The organism is Frondihabitans sp. PhB188 (assembly GCF_003752365.1).
In the GTDB taxonomy this organism is placed as follows: domain Bacteria; phylum Actinomycetota; class Actinomycetes; order Actinomycetales; family Microbacteriaceae; genus Frondihabitans.
This window is the reverse complement of sequence record NZ_RJUO01000001.1, coordinates 477,535-497,466: the sequence shown is the minus strand read 5'-3', so window position 1 is coordinate 497,466 and position 19,932 is coordinate 477,535. Positions and strand designations below refer to the sequence as shown.

The following is a 19,932-nucleotide window of genomic DNA, read 5'->3' as shown; positions in this document are numbered from 1 at the left end:
CTCGTATCGGGGTGCGGGGCGTTCGTCCTTTAACAGGCCTCGACGCCTAAACTTCAGACGTGGCCGACGTACCCGGGTCACGGAAAGCGAGCACCATGAGCCTTCTCGAGACCATCCACGGTCCCCGCGATCTCGACGGACTCAGCCACGAGCAGATGCTCACCCTGGCTGCCGAGATCAGGAAGTTCCTCGTGACCGAGGTCTCGAAGACGGGCGGCCACCTCGGCCCGAACCTCGGAGTGGTCGAGCTGACCCTCGCCCTCCACCGCGTCTTCGACTCCCCGAAAGACGCGATCGTCTTCGACACCGGCCACCAGTCGTACGTCCACAAGCTCGTCACCGGGCGACAGGACTTCTCGAACCTGCGCCTCAAGGGCGGCCTCGCCGGCTATCCGCAGCGCAGCGAGTCCGTGCACGACATCGTCGAGTCGTCGCATGCGTCGTCGTCGCTCTCCTGGGCCGACGGACTCTCGCGCGGTTTCACCCTCACCGGCCACGGCGACCGCCACGTCGTCGCGGTCGTCGGCGACGGCGCCCTGACCGGCGGCATGACGTGGGAGGCCCTGAACAACATCAGCGACGACAACACGCGTCGCCTGATCATCGTCGTCAACGACAACGGGCGCTCGTACGCGCCGACCATCGGCGGCATGGCGCGGTTCCTGAACTCGGTGCGCACGGCTCAGGCCTACCGCGAGATGCACGTCACGTCGCGTGCCGCCTTCGACCACCTGGGCTCGCCGGCCCGCGCGTTCTACCGCGGCGTCCGGGGAGGCCTCCACGGCTTCCTGAGCCGCTTCACGAACAACGAGGCGCTCTACTCGAACCTCGACATCAAGTACATCGGGCCGGTCGACGGGCACGACCAGGCCGCGATGGAGGAGGCGCTCGAGCAGGCCAAGAACTACGGCGCTCCGGTCATCGTGCACGCGATCACGCAGAAGGGCCGCGGCTTCGAGCCGGCCCTTCAAGACGCCGCCGACCAGTTCCACGCCGTGGGCCACATCGACCCCGAGACCGGCGAGGCGCTCGACCCGTCGAGCGCGCCCGGCTGGACCAGCACCTTCGCCGACGAGATCGTCTCGATCGCAGATCACGATCGCAGGATCGTGGGCATCACCGCCGCCATGCTCCGCCCCGTCGGCCTGCACCGCATGGCGGAGAAGTACCCCCAGCGCGTGCTCGACGTGGGCATCGCCGAGCAGCACGCGGTCGCCTCGGCGGCCGGCCTCGCCTACGGAGGCCTGCACCCCGTCGTGGCGCTCTACGCCACCTTCATCAACCGCGCCTTCGACCAGGTGCTGATGGACGTCGGTCTGCACAAGGCCGGCGTCACGTTCGTGCTCGACCGCTCCGGAGTCACCGGCCCCGACGGACCGAGCCACCACGGCATCTGGGACCTGGCGATCCTCCAGGTCGTCCCCGGCATCCGCATCGCCGCACCCCGCGACGCCACCCGCCTCCGGGAGGAGCTGCGGGAGGCCGTGACGGTCGACGACGGACCCACGGTGGTGCGGTTCCCGAAGGGCGAGGTGGGCACGGACATCCCGGCGCTCGAACGGCTCCACGACGGCGTCGAGGTGCTGGCCCGCGGCGACCGGCCCGACGTGCTCATCATGGCGGTGGGTCCGATGGCGCGACTCGGCCTCGACGTCGCCGAGCGGTTGGCCGATCAGGGCATCGGGGCGACCGTCGTCGACCCGCGGTGGGTGGTGCCCGTTCCTGCGTCGATCATCGAGCTCGCCGCCGAGCACCGTCTGGTCGTGACGATCGAAGACGGCGTGCGCGTCGGCGGCATCGGCACGAGGGTGCGGCAAGACCTGCGGGCTGCCGACGTCGACACCGCCGTGACCGAGCTCGGCCTCCCCGACGAGTTCATCGACCATGCCTCGCGCTCCGAGATCTTCGCGGCCGCCGGGCTCACGGCTCAGGCCGTCGCGCGCGACGTGACCGCTATGGTCCTCGGCTCGAAGCTGCCCGTGGCCCGGCGCGAGGGCGAGCCGGCGAGCCGCACGCGCGAGTAGGCGGTAGGCCTGCTCGTCTGGCGCGCCTGACTCCTGACAGGGCAGAACCCTCCCGGTCGGCCTCTCCGACAGTCTGCGGACTGACGGAGAGGCCGAGCGGGAGGGTCCGGCGGGCGGCTAGGCGACGCCGACGATCGCCGGCTCGTGGAACCTGCGGCCGCGTACGCGATCGGATGCCCCGACCCGGTCGAGGTACGGCGTCACACCGCCCATCTGGAACGGCCAGCCCGCGCCGAGGATCAGGCAGAGGTCGACGTCCTCCGCCGCCGCGACGACACCGTCGTCGAGCATGCGGCCGATCTCGTCGGCGAGGCCGTCCTCGATGCGCTGCTGCAGCTCGGCCTGCGTCATCGCCGTGCCGGAGCCGCCCACGATCTCGACCGCGCGCCTGTCGAACCCGGTCCGGTTGCCCTTGGCGTCTCGCGAGAAGATGTGACCGTAGTCGGCGAGCCGGTGCAGCGCCTCGCTCTCGAAGAACCGATCGGGGAACGCGGCGTGGTGCGTGTCGAGCACGTGGGCGCCGACGGTGAGTCCGACGAGCTCGAGCAGCTCGAACGGCGTCATGGGAAGGCCGAACGGCGCCGTGGCCCGGTCGACGACCTCGAACGGGGTGCCTGTCTCGACCGCGTGCATCGCCTCGCCGAGCAGCTTCGCGAGCACGCGGTTGACGACGAACCCGGGGGCGTCGGCCGTGATGACGGCGCTCTTGCCCAGCGTCTTCGCCACGACCATGGCGGTCGCGAGGGTCTCGTCGTCGGTCGCTTCGGTGTTCACCACCTCGACCAGCGGCATCACGGCCACCGGGTTGAAGAAGTGGAACCCCACGAGGCGCGACGGGTTCGAGAGAACCGAGCCGATGGCCGTCACCGAGAGCGACGAGGTGTTGGTGGCCAGCACGCACTCCTCGCCGACGACCTTCTCGACGCGCGAGAAGACATCCTGCTTGACGCCGAGCTCTTCGAAGACGGCCTCGATCACCCAGTCGCAGTCGGCGAAGTCGGCCAGGTCGGTGGTGCCCGAGATGAGCGCCTTCAGCCGGTTCGACTCGTCGGGCGAGACGCGGCCCTTCGCCTGCATCTCGTCGATCGAGGCGCGGATGCCGTCGACGCCGCGGGTGACGCGCTCCTGGTCGATGTCGGTGATGACCACCGGCACTTTCAGCTTGCGGACGAACAGCAGGGCGAACTGCGAGGCCATGAGGCCCGCGCCGACGATGCCGACCTTGGTGATCTTCCGGGCGAGGTCGGGCGACGGCGCGCCGGCCGGGCGCTTGGCCCGCTTCTGGACCAGGTCGAAGGCGTAGATGGACGCCCGGAACTGGTCGCCCGACACGAGGTCGGCGAGAGCTTCGTCCTCCGCCCGGAACCCCTCTTCGCGCGTCGCCTTCTTGGCCCCGGCGAGCAGCTCGAGAGCGGCGTACGGCGACTTGGCGACTGTGCCGATGCGCTTCTCGAGCGTCTTGCGGGCGATGCTGATCGCGGCGTCCCACTTGAGTGCGCGCTCCACCTTGCCGGGAGCGTGCGGGCGCTTCACCGCGATGCGACCGCTCACGACGCCGTCGGCCCAGGCGATGCTGTCCTCGAGGAAGGACGCCGATCCGAACATCGCGTCGGCGATCCCGAGCTCGTAGGCCTCCGCGGCCTTCAACGTGCGATTGTTCTTCAGCGGGTTCGAGACGATCACGTTCAGCGCGTTCTCGATGCCGATGAGGTTCGGCAGCAGCCAGGCCCCGCCCCAGCCCGGGATGATCCCCAGGAACACCTCGGGGAACGCGAGGGCCGGAGCGGTCGAGTCGACGGTGCGGTAGTCGGCGTTGAGGGCGATCTCCAGGCCGCCGCCGAGGGCGAGGCCGTTGATGAAGACGAACGTGGGCACGCCCGCGTCGTGCAGCTTGCCCAGCGCCTCGTGGCCGAGCTGCGCCATCTGGCGGCCGGCCTCGCGCGACGGGATCTGGCCGACCTTCGACAGGTCGGCGCCGGCCGCGAGGAAGTACGGCTTGCCCGTGACCGCGATGGCCTGGATCTCGCCGGCCGCCGCCCGCTCGCGGAGGCGGTCGAGCGTGACCGAGAGCTCGACGAGCGTGACCGGGCCGAGCGTCGGCGGGCGACGGTGGTCGCGGTCGTTGTCGAGGGTCACCAGGGCGAGGGTCCCGCCCGAGGGAAGGCGCACGTCGTTCACGTACGAGTGAGTCACCACCTCGTCCTGCGACATCTCGAGCAGCTGTGCGGTGTCGACGCTCATTTCGTTCCCTTCCGGCCGTCAAAGTGCGGGTTCTCCCAGATGACGCTGCCGCCCTGGCCGAGGCCGACGCACATGGCGGTCAGACCGTAGCGGACCTCGGGGTGCAGCTCGAACTGACGGGCGAGCTGGATCATCAGGCGCACGCCCGACGAGGCCAGCGGGTGCCCGACGGCGATCGCGCCGCCCCACGGGTTCACCCGCGGGTCGTCGTCGTCGATGCCGAAGTGGTCGAGGAGCGACAGCACCTGCACGGCGAACGCCTCGTTGAGCTCGAAGAGGCCGATGTCGTCGATGGAGAGGCCGGCCTTGCGGAGGGCCTTCTCGGTGGACGGGACGGGGCCGATGCCCATGATCTCGGGCTCGACGCCCGCGAAGGCGAAGCTGACCAGGCGCATCTTGGGTGCAAGCCCGGCGCGCACTGCGGCGTCTTCGGACGCGATCAGCGAGACCGTGGCTCCATCGTTCAGGCCGGAGGAGTTGCCCGCTGTGACGCGGCCGTGCGGGCGGAACGGCGTACGGAGCGCGGCGAGACCCTCCATCGTCGTCTCGGGGCGCGGCGCTTCATCGCGGTCGGCGAGCCCCCAGCCCTCGGCGGTGCGGATCGCGACCGAGACCAGGTCGGGCTGGATGTGCTCATCGACGTAGGCGGCCGCGAGCTTCTGCTGCGACCGGAGTGCGTAGTGGTCGGAGCGCTCCTTGGTGAGGTTCGGGAACCGGTCGTGGATGCGCTCGGCCGTGTTGCCCATGTTGAGGGCCTCGCCGCTGACGAGGCGCTCGGCCACGAACCGCGGATTCGGGTCGGCGTCGAACCCCATCGGGTGCCGGCCCATGTGCTCGACGCCGCCGGCGAGGGCGAAGTCATAGGCGCCGAACGCGATCGCACCGGCGACGGAGGTGACGCTGGTCATGGCGCCGGCGCACATGCGGTCGATGGCGTAGCCGGGCACGCTGCGGGGGAGTCCGGCCAGCAGAGCAGTCGTCCGGCCCAGGGTGAGACCCTGGTCGCCGGTCTGCGTCGTCGCGGCGATGGCCACGTCGTCGATGTCGGCGGGATCGAGCCCGGGATTGCGACCCAGCAGCCCCTTCATCGCCTTGACGACGAGGTCGTCCGCTCGCGTCTGCCAGTACATGCCCTTGTCGCCTGCGCGCCCGAACGGGGTGCGGACCCCGTCGACGAAGACGACTTCTGTTCTCTCGGCCACATTGCCTCCTGAGTTCGATCTCTCTGGATCTTAGGAGCGACACCTGTGGGCTGGGCATCCTTTGCGGGTTGCTACGAAGCCGCTGGGCCGCCGTCCGCGAGCGATTGGTGAGCCTCGACAAACGCCTGAGTGATGGTCGGGGCGGTGGCCGAGATCTGCCACTCGCGCGCCCCCGCCTGGCGGAGGGCCTCCGAGATGTGGGCGACATCAACGACAGCCGGGGCGTCCCACGCGACACGGCGCAGGTGGTCGGGAGTCAGCAGGTTCTCGACCGGAATCGACATGGCGTCCGACATGTGCTGCATCCGCGGGCGCGCCGCCTTGTAGCGGGCGTCGGCCTCGGGCGCGCGATCGGCCCAGGAGCGGGGCGGGGGCAGCGTGTCGGTGCTCGGTCCGCGCAGCGACGGCAGGTCGGAGCTGGCGCGGCCGCGCTCGAGCGCGTCCCACCAGCGGGCGAGCTCGGAGCGGCTGGCACGCCCGACGAACGACTTCAGGGCACCGAGCTCGCGCTTAGTCGCGGGGTTCTCCCGGACGGCGGCGATGATCGACGAGTCGGGAAGCAGGCGGCCCGGCGCGGTGTCGACCTCGCGGGCGTACTCGTCGCGGGCCTCCCAGAGATCGCGCACGAGGCCGAGGGCGCGCTGGCCGCGGAGGGTCGAGAGACCCGTCGTACGGCGCCACGGCTCTTGCCGCGGCGGCTTCGCCTCGCGCTCGAGCGTCGCCTGGAACTCCTCCTCGGCGATCTCGACCTTCTCCTGCTCTTCGAGCACGGCGTACATGGCGTCGCGGAGATCGACGAGCAGCTCGACATCGAGCGCGGCGTAGACGAGCCAGCTCTGCGGCAGCGGCCGGGTCGACCAGTCGGCCGCCGAGTGCTCCTTGGCGAGGTGGATTCCGAGAAGCTCCTCGACGACAGCACCCAGGCCGACGCGCGCGAAACCCGCCAGACGCGCGCCGAGCTCGGTGTCGAAGATGCGGGTCGGGTCCATCCCGACCTCGCGGAGGCACGCCAGATCCTGGCTCGCGGCGTGGAAGATCCACTCCTCGTCGCGGATCGCCTCGCCCAGCTCGCTCATCGTGCCGAGAGCCGGCGGGTCGAAGAGGAAGACACCCGAGCCGCGGCGGAACACCTGGATCAGGTACGCGCGCTGCGAGTAGCGGTAGCCCGAAGCCCGCTCGGCGTCGACCGAGATCGGACCGGTGCCGGCGGCGATGGCGTCGACGGCCGCGAGGTAGGCCTCGCGGGTGTCGATGACGTCGACGAAGGCGTGGTCGTCGTCGGCGGAGCGGACGGCGGCGGCCAGGGTCTCGGCGGCCGACGACGACGCCCCGGCCACGACCTCGGCGGCCTCGGGAGTGGTGGGTGCGGTCGAGTCGGCGGCGCTGCTACTGGTCACGCCCGACCCTTCGTGAGGCGAGCAGGGTGACTCCTTCGGACGTCGGCGGGAGGCCGGCGAGGGTGCAGATGAGATCGGCCCAGGCGGCGACATGCGGCGCGAGGCCGTCGTCGCCGGGCGACCAGGAGGCTCGGAGCTCGAGCAGCGCGCCGTCGCCCTGAGGGGCGAGCTCGCCGTAGCCGCTCGAGAGGATCTTCGTGGCGGTACCCGAGGCCGACGAGTAGGCGGCGCCACTGGCGTCGAGCGAGTCGATCAGCCAGCTCCATGCGACGTCGGCCACGAACGGGTCGAGCCCGATCTCGGTCTCGAGCGGGGCCTGCGCGAACGAGACGACCCGCCACGTTCCGCCCCAGGGCTCCGGCTCTTCGTCGTCGTACAGCACGATGAACCGGCCGGTGCCGAGCTCCGGGTCGGCGACGCCGCGGACGCCGACGACGTCGGCGGCCAGCGCGAACGCGTGGGGCGCGAGGCCCTGCGGCGCGGGGATCTCGGTGACGACCAGGTCGTCGCGCGACTCGAGCGCTCGGATGGCCTCGACGGCCGTGCGGAAAGGCACGGGTCCGCTGAGAATCGGAGCACCTGAGGGAGTATCGGACACGTAGGAAGACTAGGCTCGCAAGCGAACCCGCGGCCAGAGGCACGCCGATGCGGTGCCCGATGGCGTGACCGACCAAGGGACCCTCATGACGCCTGACGTCCACCACTCCGAAGCCGTCCGCCGCGCCCCGAAGCCCGTCGCCCGCCTGGTCGGCACCATCGCCGCCATCTCGGCCGGGGGCGCCGCCGTCGCCGCCGTCGCGGGCTTCGCGGGCCTCGCCTACGCGGTCGCCCGCTTCGTCGTCACCCCGGCGAAGTCGCACCACGAGCGGCTCCGCGTCGTCGCCGTCGACCGCGGGTCGGCGACGGTCTCGCTTGAGTCGACACCCGACACCCGGCTTCCGGGCCGCTACGGCTTCCACTTCGACGACGGCCGCGGCTACGCCCGCCTCGGCGACGTCATCAGCGACGACGGCCGCATCGTGGTGCGCCACATCGAGGCCGTCGACGAGGGAGACCTGTCGAAGGCGCGCCGCGGCGGATTCCTCGGCTGGTACTACCGTCGGCCGGCCGACCTCGGCCTGCCCTTCACCGACGTCGAGATCGCCACGCCGATCGGGCCCGCCCCGGCCTGGCTGGTGCCGCCCGTCGACGCCGTCCCGACGCACGACGAGATGTCCGACCGGTGGGCGGTCGTCGTGCACGGGCGCGGCGTGGTGAGGGCGGAGACGCTGCGCGGAGTTCCTGCGTTCCGAGAAGAGGGCTACGCCACGCTCGTCGTCTCGTACCGCAACGACGGCGAGGCACCGCATTCCGACGACCACCGGTACGGCCTCGGACTCACCGAGTGGGCCGATGTCGAGGCCGCGGTCGACTACGCCGTCGAGCACGGGGCGACGAGCGTCGTGCTGATGGGCTGGTCGATGGGCGGCGCTCTGGTGCTGCAGACCGCGCTCCGCTCGAAGCACCGCGGCCTGATCGACGGCCTGGTGCTGGAGTCGCCGGTCGTCGACTGGCGCACGGTGCTCACCTACCAGGGCGACCACCTGCACCTGCCGCGGTCGGTGCAGCGGGCCGTCTTCAGGATTCTCGGCGGGGCGCGCCTGTCGACGATCACCGGCCAGTCGACGCCCATCGACTTCGACGCCCTCGACCTCGTGCTCGGCGCGACGAAGCTGACCGCGCCGATCCTGCTGCTGCACAGCGACGACGACGGCTTCGTCCCGTCGACCGCGAGCCGGGCGCTGGCCGAAGCCCGACCCGACCTCGTCGACATCGAGAGCTACTCCGTCGCCCGGCACACCAAGCTGTGGAACGTCGACCCCGAGCGCTTCGACCAGCGGATCAGAGGCTGGCTGCGGGCTCTCCCGGCGCGGAGTTCGGCAGCACCTTCCAGCGGGCGTACAGCGACGAGAGGTCGTCGATCAGCAGCTGATCGAGGCTGAGCGCCGACGCGTCGAAGCGCTCCGTCCCGAACACCGGCAGGCCGCTGCCGATGACGATGGGCGAGGTCGAGAGGCAGAGCTCGTCGACGAGCGAATCGTGCAGGAACTGCCCGGCCAGCGACGGGCCGCCCTCGCAGACGAGCGACCTGAGCCCGACGCCCCGGAGCGCCTCGACGATGTCGGCCGGCGCAAGACGGCCGGCGACATCCGGGCACACCAGCACGGTCGCCAGCTCTCGCAGCGGACGCCCGAGCGATTCGTGCACGCGATCGAGAGCCGCAGCGGGGCAGATCACGACGACGCGATCGGCGCGCTCGGGGGCGATGCGGTGGCCGCTGAGGTCTCCTGAGCTCGTGACCACGACGAGCTTGGCGGTGAGGGGCACCCGGTAGCCCTCGGCGCGGACGCTGGCCGCGCCGACGACGACCGCGTCGGCGACGTCGCGGATCGCCCGCAGGATCGAGCGGTCGGCCGGGTTGGAGAGCGAGTCGCTCGTGCCGTCGACGCCGGCCGCGTCACCCGAGACCGCCGCGATCAGGTTGATCCGCAGCCACGTGTCGGCCGGCGGGCGGTACCACTCCTTCAAGATCTCCTGCGTCTCGTCGCAGCCGACCTCGAGGCTCGTGGGCACGTCGGGGCCGGCCTCGCGCGACCGGTGCAGGAGCCGGAGGATCACTGGGCCGCGGCCCGCTCGCGGATCTGCCGCTTGGCCCGGCCGAGCAGCGCGGTCATGCCGCGGATGCGCAGAGGGCTCACCGCCTCGACGAGGCCGATCGTCTGCGGATAGTCGTCGGGCACCGCGAGGGCCTCCTCGACCGTGAGCCCATCGAGGCCCTGGGCGATGATCGAAGCGAATCCGCGGGTGGTCGGCGACTCGCGCGGAGCCGTCGCGTGCAGGCGCACGCGGCCCCCCTCCACCTCGGTGAAGATGAACACCGGCGACTGGCACTCGACGACCTGCTCGAGAAGGTCGGGATGGTCGGCGTAGCGCTGCGGGAGCTCGGGCAGCTCGTTCGAGAACTCGAGCAGCAGCTGCAGGCGGTCTTTCACACCCAGGTCGAGGAAGTCGCGCTGGATCTCGGCCAGCGCCTCGGGCAGAGCCGCCCCGGGTTCCGCGTCGCTCACCGCGTCAGCCTCGCTCATCGGGCCGAGACGCCGACCGCCGCCGGCGCCTCGCCGGGCTCGGCGCCCGTGACGATCGGCACGCGCACGGCGGAGCCCCACTCGGTCCACGACCCGTCGTAGTTGCGGACGTTCTCGAAGCCGAGCAGGTGGTGCAGCACGAACCAGGTGTGACTCGACCGCTCGCCGATGCGGCAGTAGGCGATGACGTCGTCGCCGGTCTGCAGGCCGGCGCCGTCGCGGTAGATGGCGTCGAGCTCGGCGACCGAGCGGAAGGTGCCGTCGTCGGCCGCGGCCTTGCCCCACGGCACGTTCTGGGCGCTCGGGATGTGACCGGCGCGCAGGGCCCCCTCCTCCGGGTAGGCCGGCGCGGTCGTGCGCGAGCCATCGTACTCCTCGGGCGAGCGGACGTCGATGAGGGGGCTGCCGAAGTGGGCGAGCACATCGTCTTTGAACGCGCGGACGACCGAGTCGTCGCGGACCGGCACCGGGTACTCGGCCGCCGCGACCTCCGGCTGGTCGAGCGTGTAGTCGCGGCCCTCGGCCTCCCACTTCGCGCGGCCGCCGTCCAGAAGGCGCACGTCGGCGTGGCCGAACAGGGTGAAGACCCAGAGGGCGTAGGCGGCCCACCAGTTGTTCTTGTCGCCGTAGATCACGATGGTCGTGTCGGGAGCGATGCCCCGCTCGCTGAGCAGCTCGGCGAAGCGCTCGGCCGAGACGTAGTCGCGCTGCACGGGGTCGTTGAGGTCGGTGTGCCAGTCGAGCTTGACGCTGCCGGGGATGTGGCCGGTCTCGTAGAGCAGGACGTCTTCGTCCGACTCCACGACGACGAGGCCCGGTTCGCCGAGGTGCTCCGCGAGCCACTCGGTCGACACGAGGCGCTCGGGATGCGCGTACTCGCTGAACTTCGGTGCGGGATCGACTTCGACTGACATGAAACTCCTCCTGTCGTCGCCTCTCGGCGACACGTGCTCTCTGTGCCTGGCGGCGTAGGATCTCAACGCTAGGCGCGCTGCCGATATGCCGCATCGGGCCCGTACGACTCTGACATACCGAAGACCGCGACACACACAGGACGCCCCGCACTCCGGCGCCTGACTCACCGAGAGGCACCCCTGCATGGCCGACGAGAGCACGCAGACCACCGAGTCGCTCGTCACGCGCACCCCGACCATCACGTCCGCCGAGATCGTCGCCCACCTGGTGCCGCCGCGCCAGTTCGACGGGGCGTCGCTCGAGAACTACCGGCCCGACCCCGCCTACCCCTCGCAGGCCGAGGCCGTCGAGGCCGTCCGGTCGTTCGCTGCGGCCCCGGCGCCCACCCGTCGACTGTTCACGCGCAGGAACGCAGCCCGACCTCTGCCGGGCCTCTACCTCGACGGCGGCTTCGGCGTCGGCAAGACCCACCTCCTCGCGGCGCTGTGGCACCGCACCGACGGAACGAAGTACTTCGGCACCTTCATCGAGTACACCGCCCTCGTCGGCGCCGTCGGCTACCAGGGCGCCATCACGCAGCTGTCGGGCGCCGCGCTCATCTGCATCGACGAGTTCGAGCTCGACGACCCGGGCGACACCATGATCATGACCCGGCTGCTCGGCGAGCTCGCCGACGGCGGCTCGCGCATGGCCGCGACATCGAACACCCCGCCGAACGCACTGGGGGAGGGCCGCTTCGCGGCGTCCGACTTCCTGCGCGAGATCCAGGCGCTCTCGGGCCGGTTCCGCACCCTGCGCATCGACGGCACCGACTACCGGAGGCGCGAGGTCGAGGCCCATGCGGTCGTCGCCGACGACCTGTCTGCAGCTGTCGCAGCCGCGACCGGGCCGGTCTCCGCCGACGAGTTCGACGCCGTCATCGAGCACCTCGCGACCGTGCACCCCTCCAAGTACGTGAAGCTCATCGACGGCCTCGACACCGTCGTGCTGCGGAACGTGGGGCCGCTGCACGACCAGACGCAGGCCCTGCGGTTCGTCGCGTTCGTCGACCGCCTGTACGACGCGCAGGTCGCCGTGCGGGCCTCGGGCATCCCGCTCGACGAGGTCTTCGGTGCCGACATGCTCGCCGGCGGCTACCGCAAGAAGTACCTCCGGGCGATGTCGCGGCTCGTGGCGCTCACTCTGCTGTAGAAATCACGGGTCGCTCCGGCCTCATCACCAGACTGCCGAAACGTGTTGTTTACAAAAGGCCGAATCGTGTTACATCGGCGAAACATGCACGCGCACGAACCGAAACGTGTGGCCGCCAGGATGACTGCATCCCGAGTCAGCACTGGCGTCGCCCCTGCACTCCCAGCGTCGCGCAGTCCGGGAACCCTGCACTGCATAACTGAGAGGTGACACCACATGCTCGACCAAGGCAATACCGCCTTCATCCTAGTCACGGCCGCCATGGTCCTGCTCATGACCCCCGGCCTGGCCTTCTTCTACGGTGGACTCGTCAAGGCCAAGAGCGTCATCAGCATGATGATGCTCAGCTTCGGTGCGATCGGCCTCATCGCCGTCCTCTGGGTCCTGTACGGCTACTCCATCGCCTTCTCGAACGGCCCGACCGGCTCCGCCGGAACCGACACGTTCATCGGAATCGACGGCTTCCTCGGCTTCGACCCGGCGATGTTCGGCCTCAACTCGCTGATCGGGCAGGAGGGCGCGTACCCGCAGCTCGCCTTCGCCGCCTTCCAGGCCACCTTCGCGATCATCACGGTCGCCCTCATCTCGGGCGCGATCGCCGACCGCGCCAAGTTCGGTGCGTGGATGGTCTTCGCCGGCGTCTGGGCCACGGTGGTCTACTTCCCGGTCGCCTCGTGGGTCTTCAACTTCGCTCTCGGCAAAGACGGCTCGGTCGTGGACGGCGGCTGGCTCGCCAGCCTCGGCCTCATCGACTTCGCCGGTGGCACCGCGGTCCACATCAACGCCGGCTCGGCCGGTCTCGCGCTGGCCCTCGTCCTCGGCCGCCGCGTCGGCTTCGCCAAGGGCGCCTACAAGCCGCACAACCCTCCCTTCGTGATGCTGGGCGCCGGCCTCCTCTGGTTCGGCTGGTTCGGCTTCAACGCCGGCTCGGAGCTCGCCGCTGACGGCACCGCGTCGCTCGCCTTCGTCAACACGCTCGCGGCTCCTGCAGCGGCAGTGCTCGGCTGGCTCATCATCGAGAAGATCAAGGACGGCAAGGCCACCTCGGTCGGAGCCGCCTCGGGTGCCGTCGCCGGCCTCGTCGCGATCACGCCGGCCTGCGCCGCCCTGACCCCGTTCTGGGCGATCGTGCTCGGCATCATCACCGGCGCCGTCTGCGCCATCGCCATCGACCTCAAGTTCAAGCTCGGCTTCGACGACTCGCTCGACGTCGTGGGCGTCCACCTCGTCGGCGGTCTCGTCGGAACCCTGTACATCGGCTTCTTCGCCAAGGACAACGTGGGCCTCTTCTTCGGCGGCGGCTTCCACCAGCTCGGCGTGCAGGCTCTCGCGGCCGTCGTCGTCATGGTCTACTCGTTCGTCCTCGCCTACGTGATCGGCCTCATCATCGAGAAGACGATGGGCTTCCGCGTCACCAACGAAGACGAGGTGGCCGGCATCGACACCGCCGTCCACGGCGAAGAGGGCTACGTCCTCATCGACGAGAAGGTCTGACCCGCACCCGCTCCGGATCAGCAGAAGGGCCCCGCGGCGATTGCCGCGGGGCCCTTCCGTTTCTGCCTTTGCGCGCTAGCGTATTCACTATGTTCAGTGAAAATATTAGCCACGACCAGTGGTTCTACGAGATCGAACAATCGGCGGCCGAGCTCATCCGCCGACCTCGCCTTCGAGCCTTCGCCGTCCGCGACGATGAGGGCGGGGGTCTCGTCGATACACGGCTGTCCGGCGACGGAACGACGTACGTCGACGTGGCGTATCCGGACCCAGTCAGCAGCGGGTCTCCTGAGCCCGCCATGATCGTCGCGTCGACAGCGAGCGATGACCTGGAAACCCTCTTGTCGGTCTTCGATCTGACGCGATCGGTGCATCTCGAGCGAGATGGGCCCGTTCTCCGGGGGAGTGTTCCCCAGCGCATGGAGACGCTGCAGGCACCTCCCGGCATCCGTGCCTGGTGCCGGACTACCGACGGAGCGGCGGTCGTCGTCGTCGATCGGGGGGGCGTCATCTCTACAACCAGCGTCATCGTCGAGACACCCCACCCCGCTCGAATCGTCACCGCTTGGGTCGATCGCGTGCGACTTGCGGTCAATAGAATCTGAAATGTAGATTTGACACGTCAACCCATCGAATGGAAGGACTGTCAATGACGACTCGAATCAGGCGAAGACTCACGGGGTCGCTGCTGACTGGCGCCGCGGCCACGTCGATGATTGTCGCCGGGCCCGTCTCTGCCCGTGCAAGCGAGGCGACGCACGCAGAAGTCACGGTGCCACTCGTGGCCGACTGCAGCACCCTGACGGACCGCGGGCGCGCATATTTTCGTGCCAACGACATCCAGATCTGCGGTGTCGGCGGCAGCTCGAGAGGGGTTGTCAGCGGCAACTGCGGAACGTCGACCATCTACGTCGACAGGCTGGGGAGCGGCCGCGGCCGCGTGAGCTGGAGCATCTTCGCCGGGGGAGGTTCGACGATGGTCTTCCGCAACATCGCAATCAACTGGGGCCCGGCTGCCGGCGGCTCCTTCGCCGACGTGAGTCCCATGGCCGGGCTGGCGTACTCGAAGTCGCGCCTGGTGAACGGGAAGGGAAAACTGAAAGCCTCCATCTCGGGATCAGTCAAGCTCGTGGGCAAATACCTCACTTGCACCATTCCTCGCCACGAGGCGGCCAGCGTGACCTTGTAGGCAGCAGAAGGGCCCCGCGGCGATTGCCGCGGGGCCCTTCGCGTGGTGCGTGGCGACTAGGCCGTGACAGCGGCCTTGTCGGCGACCGAGCCGGTCGACGTCGAGCGCGCGCCGCCGAGGCGGAACGACGCGCCGCGGTGCTCCTCGGGCAGCCGGTCGCCGCGGCCGAACAGCTTCTCGCGCAGCGAGCCCTCGACGTAGGCGTCGGGGTAGGCGCCGCGCTTGCGGAGCTCCGGGATCACGTGCTCGATGACGTCCTCCCAGGTGCCGGGGGAGACCGCGTAGGCGAGGTTGAATCCGTCGACGTCGGTCTCGGCGACCAGTTCCTGCAGATGATCCGCCACGTCGGAACCCGAGCCGACGAAGATCGGCCCGAGCCCGCCGATCGCCCCGAAGCGGGCGATGTCGCGCACGGTCCACTCGCGGCCGTCGAGCTTCGCCGACTCCTTGAAGTTCTCGATGACCGACTGGATGGCGTTGCCCTGCACGTCGCCGATCGGCTGGTCGAGGTCGTACTGCGACAGGTCGATGCCGGTCCATCCCGACATGAAGACGAGTGCGCCCTCCTCGCTGGCGTAGCGGAGGTACTCGTCGTGCTTGGCCTGGGCGCCGGCGGTCGTCTCGTCGGTGATGATCGTCAGCAGGGTGTAGATCTTCGCCGAGTACCGGTCGCGGCCGGCCGCCTCGAGGGCGTCGCGAATACGCGACACGGTCGCCTTGAGCACGGCTGCCGTCGGCGCCGACACGAAGATCGCCTCGGCGTTGTCGGCGGCGAACGCGACGCCGCGGGGCGACGCGCCGGCCTGGTAGATCACAGGGGAGCGCTGGATCGACGGCTCCGACAGGTGGATGCCCGGCACGGTGTAGTTCTCGCCGCGGTGGCCGATCTCGTGGATCTTCGCAGGATCCGTGAAGACGCCGCCCTCTCGGTCCTCGACGACGGCGTCGTCCTCCCACGACCCCTCCCACAGCTTGTAGAGCACGTCGAGGTACTCGGCGGCGACGTCGTAGCGGGCGTCGTGCTCGAGCTGGTCGTCGTGACCCATGTTGCGGGCGGCGCTCGGCAGGTAGCCCGTGACGACGTTCCAGCCGACACGCCCCTTGGTCAGGTGGTCGAGCGACGACATGCGGCGCGCGAACGGGTACGGGTGCTCGTAGGCCGTGCCGGCGGTCACGCCGAAGCCGAGGTTCTTCGTGACGGCCGCCATCGCCGACACGAGCAGCAGCGGGTCGTTGACGGGCACCTGAGCGCCGTTGCGGATCGCGGCGACGTTGTTGCCGCCGTAGACGTCGTAGGTGCCGAGCACGTCGGCGATGAACAGGCCGTCGAACGTGCCCGATTCGAGCAGCTTCGCGAGGTCGGTCCAGTACTCGAGGTCGTTGTAGTGCCGCGAGCGGTCCTTCGGGTGCCGCCACAGTCCGGACGACTGGTGGGCGACGCAGTTCATGTCGAACGCGTTGAAGCGGATCTGTCGGGTCATGGGTTCATCCTCCGGCGTGGGGTCGAGAAACGCTCTCGGGGTCGTAACGGGGCGTCACGCTGGGTCATCCGGCCGGTGCCGTCTACTTCGCGTCGACCGGCAGCAGGATGTTCTTCACGTCGGCGTTCGACTCGAGGAAGCTCTGCACGCGCGGGTCCTGGAACGCCTTGATGAGCTTCTTGACGTTGTCGCTCTTCAGGTAGTCCGTGCCGACGGTCAGCTGCCCGGCGAACGCGTCGGGCGCGGCCGGCGCGTAGATCTGCTCCGAGATGGGGATGCCCGCGGCGAGGTAGTACTCGGTGTAGCCGACGGCGGCATCGAGGTCGTTCAGCGACCGCGACTGCGCGGCGAAGTCGAGCAGCGTGAACTTGAGGTGCTTCGGGTTGCTCGCGATGTCGTCCTGCGTCGCGGTGCTCTTGTCGATCCCGGCCTTGAGCGTGATGAGACCGGCCCGCTCCAGGATCCACAGACCCTGAGCCTCGTTGGCCGGGTCGGAGTACAGCGAGATGGTCGCCCCGTCGGGGATCGCCGACGCGGTCTTGTACTTGGCGCTCCACAGCCCGAAGCTCCAGCGGAAGACGGGCGTCGCCGCGGTCTCCTTGAAGTCCGGGTTGGCTGCGAGCACCTGCTTGAGCCAGCGCTTGTGCTGGTACACGGTGCCGGCGACCTCGCCGTCGCTGACAGCGCGGTTCAGCGTCGTCGAGTCCGACAGGCCCTTGAACTTGACGGTGATGCCGTAGTCGGGCGCGACGTCCTTCGCGACGTAGTCGACCAGCGCCTCCTCGGCGGCGTTGCCCTCGGCCGTCACGACGTACAGCGTGGCGCCCTTGGTGTCGTTGGCGCTGGCCTGCGGGATCAGGCGGGGCACGGTGACCCCGGCGGCGATCGCCACGACGGCGACAGCGCCTCCGACGACGAAGGGCCAGCGGCGGCGCTTCCTCAGGGTGAAGCCGTGCGAGTCGGGGGTGCTGGTGGGCTCGGTAGACATGGCTGTGCTGCTTTCAGGTGTGGTGGGTCGAAAAGGGAAGGCTCAGGAACTCGGGGCGGCCGGCAGCGAGACCGGCGACGGGGTCTGTGCGGGGCTGGTGCTCCGAGTTCCTGCGCCCTGGAGAAAACGAAGTCGCGGGGTCAGGCGGCGGGCGATCCTGTCGCCGGTCAGCTGCACCAGGGCCACGAGCACGACGAGCAGCACGATGGTCGCGAGCATGACCCGCGTGTCGAAGCGCTGGTAGCCGTAGGTGACCGCGACGTAGCCGATTCCGCCGGCGCCGATCGTGCCCGCGATGGCGGAGTACTCGATCATGGCGATGGTGTTGATGGTCAGGCCGCCGACGAGCGAGGGGATCGCCTCGGCGAGCTGGGCGGTGCGGATCACCTGGAGACGCGACGCCCCCGCTGCCCGCGCGATGGTCGTGTACTCGGCCGGGACCGAGCGGAGGGCGTTCTCGACGATGCGCGAGAAGAAGGCGATGCCCGCGATCGACATCGGGACGACCGCGGCGGGGATGCCGATGTTCGTGCCGGTGATCAGGCGGGTGAACGGGATGATCGCAGCCATCAGGATCAGAAAGGGGAGGCTGCGGCCGAGGCTCACGATCCAGCCGCTCGCCAAGTGCAGCGCGCGGTTCTCGTACAGGCCGCCTCGGCCGGTGTTGTGCACCAGGGCGCCGATCGGGACGCCGAAGAGCACGACGATCACCATCGTGATGCCGACCATGAGCGCCGTGTCGCCGAGGGCGGGCAGCAGGAGGCCGGGGATCTGGTCGAGCGGGACGATGTTGGGGTTGACGGCTGCGGCGCTCATGCGGCGGTCTCGATCTCGTCGTCGTTCAGGAGGGGGAGCGGGTCGGCGTCGCGTCGCGTCTGGATGCCCAGGCGAGCGAGCGCGTCGCGAGCGGCGTCCGCGTGCGAGGCCGGGACCCCGACGGTGACGGTGCCGACGGTCGTTCCGTCGACGACCTCGACCGCCGCGCCCAGGAGGCCGACGGGCTCGCCCAGCTCGGCCGAGACGCGCGCCAGCCAGTCGGCCGGGACGTCGGGGGAGCCGTAGGTCGCGAGGAGTGCCACCTGGCCGTCTGCCGCCGCCGCGGATGCCCGCTGGGGCTGCAGGTCGGCGCCCAGCTGCGACGACTGGTCTTGCAGCAGGTCGACGACTCGGCCGCGCTCGGTGAAGCGACCGGCCTCGAGGCGCGCCACGGTGTCGGCGATCTCGCGGACGGCCTCCATCTCGTGCGTGATCAGGAGGATCGAGAGGTCGAGGTCGTCGCGCAGCTCGCGCAGCAGGCCCAGGATGGATTGGGTCGACTCGGGGTCGAGGCCCGAGGTCGCCTCGTCCGAGAGAAGCACCCGCGGCCGCAGAGCCAGGGCGCGCGCGACGCCGACGCGCTGGCGCTGGCCGCCCGAGAGCTGGTGCGGGTAGTGGCGGGCCTTGTCGCCCAGCCCCACGCGCTCGAGAAGCTCGGCGACGCGCGCCCGCGACTCGGCCGGGGTGACGCCCAGGAACTCGAGGGGGAGCGCCACGTTCTCGGCGGCGGTGCGGCGCGAGAACAGGCCGTCCGACTGGAAGATCGTTCCGATCGCTCTGCGCGCGGTGCGGAGGTCGCGCTCGCTCGACGCGGTCAGGTCGACGCCGTCGACGATGACGGAGCCGCTCGTCGGGAGCTCGAGGAGCGTGACGCACTGGGCGAGCGTCGATTTGCCGGCGCCGGAGCGCCCCACGACGGCCGCGATCTCACCGCGGCCCACCTCGAAGTCGAGCGAGTCGAGGACCACCGTGCGGGAGCCGGCGTGCTCGTACGCCTTGGTGAGCTGGTCGATTCGGATCATGCGGCGACAGTAGGGAACATCGCGCGGGCGCGGGGGAGCGCGTCGTCATGTGACCGGTTGTGACGCTTTGTGACGGGGAAGATGCCGTCAGGCAGGAGAGAGGGCGGCCTGCGCTGGGCCGCAGGCAACGGCACGGCCCCGGCGGTGCAGCCGCGCGGAGGCGTTGGGGGAACGCCTCCGCGCCCGCCTCGCCGTCCTGATCCTGCAACCCACTGCGAGACGCCTCCGCCTAGGGCGGAGCTACACCGACAGGGCCGGGCCGGTGCGCTGAACAATACTCACGTTGAACAGAATGAGCAATCAGATCGGTCGAGCCGACAAGCAGTCGCTTCAGCAGGCCTCCCTGCCGAGCGAACAAGTGCCGCCGGATCAGGGTCCGGCGGCACTCGGGGCGATCTGGGCACCCGATCCCATTCGGGGCCGAGGCGATTCGGGTTTGCTGCGGTCAGTCGTCGCGCGTGACCTTGCCCGGGGTGACCTTCGCCGTGTCGGCCACGTCGATGCGCGTCGTGCCGTCGGGAGACTCGCTGGTGACGATCCGCGGGGCGGCGTCCGACTCGTCCGACTTGGCCGCCCGGGTCAGCTGATCGTGCCGCTTCTCTTCGAAGCTCATCTCGTCTGTGCTTTTCGCGTCGTCTTCACTCATGACCACAGTCTCTTCCACAGCCCGTGGAGACGACCGACTGACATGAGACTCCCAGCGTGGGGCGCTGCCGCGGAATCCGGCCACGGCAGCGCCCGCCGCCCCTCCTGCAGGAGACCTGCGTGAAGAGACGTCACAGCGACTAGGGAATCGCCTTGAGAGACGGTAGGCGCGTTCACGGCTTCGTGCCGTGGGTTGACACGA

18 protein-coding genes are annotated in these 19,932 nt (G+C 69.9%); 6 read left to right on the top strand and 12 right to left on the bottom strand.

What is annotated here, in order from left to right:
- Positions 1–95 precede the first annotated feature (95 nt).
- Positions 96–2,024, top strand: a complete 1,929-nt coding sequence (dxs, locus tag EDF46_RS02330; protein ID WP_123504656.1) for a 1-deoxy-D-xylulose-5-phosphate synthase — start codon at positions 96–98, stop codon at positions 2,022–2,024.
- Positions 2,025–2,141: 117 nt separating this feature from the next.
- On the opposite strand, the gene EDF46_RS02325 is transcribed toward dxs, so the two are convergent.
- The 4 genes from EDF46_RS02325 to EDF46_RS02310 all read right to left on the bottom strand — a co-directional run bounded on the left by EDF46_RS02325 (position 2,142) and on the right by EDF46_RS02310 (position 7,420).
- Positions 2,142–4,265 carry a 3-hydroxyacyl-CoA dehydrogenase NAD-binding domain-containing protein gene (locus EDF46_RS02325; RefSeq protein ID WP_123504655.1) on the bottom strand — a complete coding sequence of 708 codons (2,124 nt, stop codon included), beginning with the start codon at positions 4,263–4,265 and terminating at the stop codon, positions 2,142–2,144.
- Positions 4,262–5,467, bottom strand: a complete 1,206-nt coding sequence (locus tag EDF46_RS02320) for a thiolase family protein (protein WP_123504654.1) — start codon at positions 5,465–5,467, stop codon at positions 4,262–4,264. The genes EDF46_RS02325 and EDF46_RS02320 overlap by 4 nt, the downstream gene beginning before the upstream one ends.
- A 71-nt stretch (positions 5,468–5,538) precedes the next feature.
- Entirely contained in the window at positions 5,539–6,864 is a 1,326-nt protein-coding gene (locus EDF46_RS02315; RefSeq protein ID WP_370454036.1) for an HRDC domain-containing protein, read from the bottom strand.
- Positions 6,854–7,420, bottom strand: coding sequence for a DUF3000 domain-containing protein (locus EDF46_RS02310; RefSeq protein ID WP_233579763.1), 567 nt, complete (start codon positions 7,418–7,420; stop codon positions 6,854–6,856). Before EDF46_RS02310 ends, EDF46_RS02315 begins: the two co-directional genes overlap by 11 nt.
- Positions 7,421–7,547: 127 nt before the next feature.
- Here EDF46_RS02310 and EDF46_RS02305 point away from each other — a divergent pair, with 127 nt between their 5' ends.
- A complete protein-coding gene (locus EDF46_RS02305; RefSeq protein WP_123504652.1) occupies positions 7,548–8,846 on the top strand; it encodes a S9 family peptidase in 1,299 nt (432 codons plus the stop codon).
- Here EDF46_RS02305 and EDF46_RS02300 read toward each other — a convergent pair.
- Genes EDF46_RS02300 through EDF46_RS02290 form a run of 3 tightly spaced genes read right to left on the bottom strand, consistent with a single transcriptional unit; the run spans position 8,746 to position 10,903 of the window.
- Positions 8,746–9,522, bottom strand: coding sequence for a dihydrofolate reductase family protein (locus tag EDF46_RS02300; protein WP_123504651.1), 777 nt, complete (start codon positions 9,520–9,522; stop codon positions 8,746–8,748). The genes EDF46_RS02305 and EDF46_RS02300 overlap by 101 nt on opposite strands.
- A complete protein-coding gene (locus EDF46_RS02295; RefSeq protein WP_233579762.1) occupies positions 9,519–9,971 on the bottom strand; it encodes a SufE family protein in 453 nt (150 codons plus the stop codon). The genes EDF46_RS02300 and EDF46_RS02295 overlap by 4 nt, the downstream gene beginning before the upstream one ends.
- Positions 9,972–9,985: 14 nt before the next feature.
- Complete coding sequence (locus tag EDF46_RS02290; protein WP_123504649.1) at positions 9,986–10,903, bottom strand: sulfurtransferase; 918 nt, start codon at positions 10,901–10,903, stop codon at positions 9,986–9,988.
- A 184-nt stretch (positions 10,904–11,087) separates the two neighbouring features.
- Here EDF46_RS02290 and zapE point away from each other — a divergent pair, with 184 nt between their 5' ends.
- From zapE to EDF46_RS17935, 4 genes are all read left to right on the top strand, one after another.
- A complete protein-coding gene (zapE, locus tag EDF46_RS02285; protein WP_123504648.1) occupies positions 11,088–12,095 on the top strand; it encodes a cell division protein ZapE in 1,008 nt (335 codons plus the stop codon).
- A 216-nt stretch (positions 12,096–12,311) separates the two neighbouring features.
- Entirely contained in the window at positions 12,312–13,589 is a 1,278-nt protein-coding gene (locus tag EDF46_RS02280) for an ammonium transporter (protein ID WP_123504647.1), read from the top strand.
- A gap of 89 nt (positions 13,590–13,678) precedes the next feature.
- The gene (locus EDF46_RS02275; protein WP_123504646.1) at positions 13,679–14,194 is read left to right on the top strand and encodes a hypothetical protein; all 516 of its coding nucleotides are present in this window, start codon (positions 13,679–13,681) and stop codon (positions 14,192–14,194) included.
- A gap of 44 nt (positions 14,195–14,238) precedes the next feature.
- The gene (locus EDF46_RS17935; RefSeq protein ID WP_148061121.1) at positions 14,239–14,778 is read left to right on the top strand and encodes a hypothetical protein; all 540 of its coding nucleotides are present in this window, start codon (positions 14,239–14,241) and stop codon (positions 14,776–14,778) included.
- Positions 14,779–14,834: 56 nt separating this feature from the next.
- Here the strand turns inward: EDF46_RS17935 and EDF46_RS02265 are convergent, their stop codons facing one another.
- The 5 genes from EDF46_RS02265 to EDF46_RS02245 all read right to left on the bottom strand — a co-directional run bounded on the left by EDF46_RS02265 (position 14,835) and on the right by EDF46_RS02245 (position 19,731).
- Entirely contained in the window at positions 14,835–16,259 is a 1,425-nt protein-coding gene (locus EDF46_RS02265) for an LLM class flavin-dependent oxidoreductase (protein WP_123504644.1), read from the bottom strand.
- An 82-nt stretch (positions 16,260–16,341) separates the two neighbouring features.
- Complete coding sequence (locus tag EDF46_RS02260) at positions 16,342–17,247, bottom strand: MetQ/NlpA family ABC transporter substrate-binding protein (RefSeq protein WP_123504643.1); 906 nt, start codon at positions 17,245–17,247, stop codon at positions 16,342–16,344.
- Between the two features lie 42 nt (positions 17,248–17,289).
- A complete protein-coding gene (locus tag EDF46_RS02255; protein WP_123504642.1) occupies positions 17,290–18,063 on the bottom strand; it encodes a methionine ABC transporter permease in 774 nt (257 codons plus the stop codon).
- Positions 18,060–19,085 carry a methionine ABC transporter ATP-binding protein gene (locus tag EDF46_RS02250; protein WP_123504641.1) on the bottom strand — a complete coding sequence of 342 codons (1,026 nt, stop codon included), beginning with the start codon at positions 19,083–19,085 and terminating at the stop codon, positions 18,060–18,062. Before EDF46_RS02250 ends, EDF46_RS02255 begins: the two co-directional genes overlap by 4 nt.
- 445 nt (positions 19,086–19,530) lie before the next feature.
- Positions 19,531–19,731, bottom strand: coding sequence for a multidrug transporter (locus tag EDF46_RS02245; protein WP_123504640.1), 201 nt, complete (start codon positions 19,729–19,731; stop codon positions 19,531–19,533).
- Positions 19,732–19,932 lie beyond the last annotated feature (201 nt).